The organism is Polynucleobacter sp. 35-46-11 (assembly GCF_002281105.1).
The window spans coordinates 1-1,556 of sequence record NZ_NCFJ01000559.1; the positions used below are offsets into that span (position 1 = coordinate 1).

Genomic DNA, 1,556 nt, shown 5'->3' on the forward strand with positions numbered 1-1,556 from the left:
GGCCTCCAGACGAATACCCTCATCAATTGCATCATGCAGGCGCTTTAAACCAAACATCTGCGGTGTTTGAGCCTGCCAAAGGTGATCTCTAGAAATCGTCTTCATCGATCTATTGGGATTGCCAGCAATTGCTGAATTGGCATCGGCCATCTTTAAGGTGTCGGCCAGCGGCATTGCCAAGAGGCCACCCTCACCAGCTACAGTGACAGCGTGAATCAGTTTTTGAATGAGTTCAGGAGAAATTCCAGGTCGTGCTGCATCGTGGACTAAAACCCAGTCATTCTCTGGAACGCCTGCCTTGAGCATAGCTGCAAGGGTATTTCTGACGGTTTCTTGGCGAGTTGGACCACCAGTTGCAAGAAATTGAATAGATGCGGATTTATTCGAAAGTGAGCCCAAGATGGGGTTATCGATGAAACCCGGGCTAACCCCCACCCAAATGGAGGCAATCTCTGGGGTAGCAGCAAAGGCATTTAAGGCATAAGCCAGCATGGGTTTGCCTGCCAACTCCTGAAACTGTTTTGGTAAAGATCCACCAAGCCTTGATCCTGTGCCGGCCGTGGGTAACACAGCGTGGCATTGCGGTAAAGCCTGAGAAGATAGGTTTCCAGCGTGCATACCTGATTCTATAATGAGGTCAGATGTCTGATGCATTAAAACTAGCACCCCCCATACCTGCACCGCGGGCTGGGCAGCGCTTTACCTTTTCAGGCTTGGTTGGGTCTTCTGATGCTGCATTAATTGCCCAATCTGCCCTTCGATATCGATCTGAATTCTCCGTCATGGTAATTTTCTGTGCTCAAGCACAGGAAGCACAGCGTCTCTTAGAAGAAATCCCCGCTTTTGCGCCGCAACTGAAGACGCGCCTGTTGCCCGACTGGGAAATCCTGCCCTATGACCATTTTTCACCGCATCAGGATTTAGTCTCCGAACGTTTAGCCACCCTTTATGAATTACTCAACGGTAGCTGCGACATTGTCTTGGTGCCGATTACTACAGCACTGCAAAAATTAGGGCCACCAAATTTCCTATCGGGCCACACCTTCTTTTTTAGACAAGGTGACAAGCTCAATGAGGCTGCACTAAAACTTCAGTTACAACAGGCTGGTTACGACCCTGTCAGCTCCGTCATGCGCCCAGGTGAATACAGCATTCGTGGTGGCTTGATTGATTTATTTCCGATGGGTTCAAGCCTACCTTATCGCCTAGATCTCTTTGGTGATGAGATTGAGCAAATTCGGGCTTTTGATCCTGATACCCAGCGCAGCCTCTATCCCGTTAAGGAGGTTCGTCTTTTACCTGGACATGAGTTTCCATTTGATGATGCTTCACGTACGGCCTTCCGTGGCAGATGGCGCGAAGTATTTGAGGGTGATCCAACACGTTGCTCGATTTATAAAGATGCCAACCTGGGTATTCCCAGCGCAGGTATTGAATCCTATCTCCCTCTCTTTTTTGATGAGTGCTCTACCGTCTTTGATTATTTCCCCCGCTCAGGTGATCCTGTTTGGTTGGTGAATATTGGTGATGTTGAAGAATCTATCAAGGGTTTTTGG

General features: G+C 48.8%; 1 protein-coding gene and 1 pseudogene. One reads left to right on the forward strand and one right to left on the reverse strand.

Annotation, left to right across the window (positions count from 1 at the left end):
• The coding region (locus B7Y67_RS17585; protein WP_293599738.1) for a 2-C-methyl-D-erythritol 4-phosphate cytidylyltransferase at positions 1 to 618 on the reverse strand (618 nt) is incomplete at its 3' end.
• Between the two features lie 23 nt (positions 619 to 641).
• On the opposite strand from B7Y67_RS17585, the pseudogene B7Y67_RS17590 reads away from it, so the two are divergent.
• Positions 642 to 1,556, forward strand: a pseudogene (locus B7Y67_RS17590) (transcription-repair coupling factor); the annotation flags it as partial.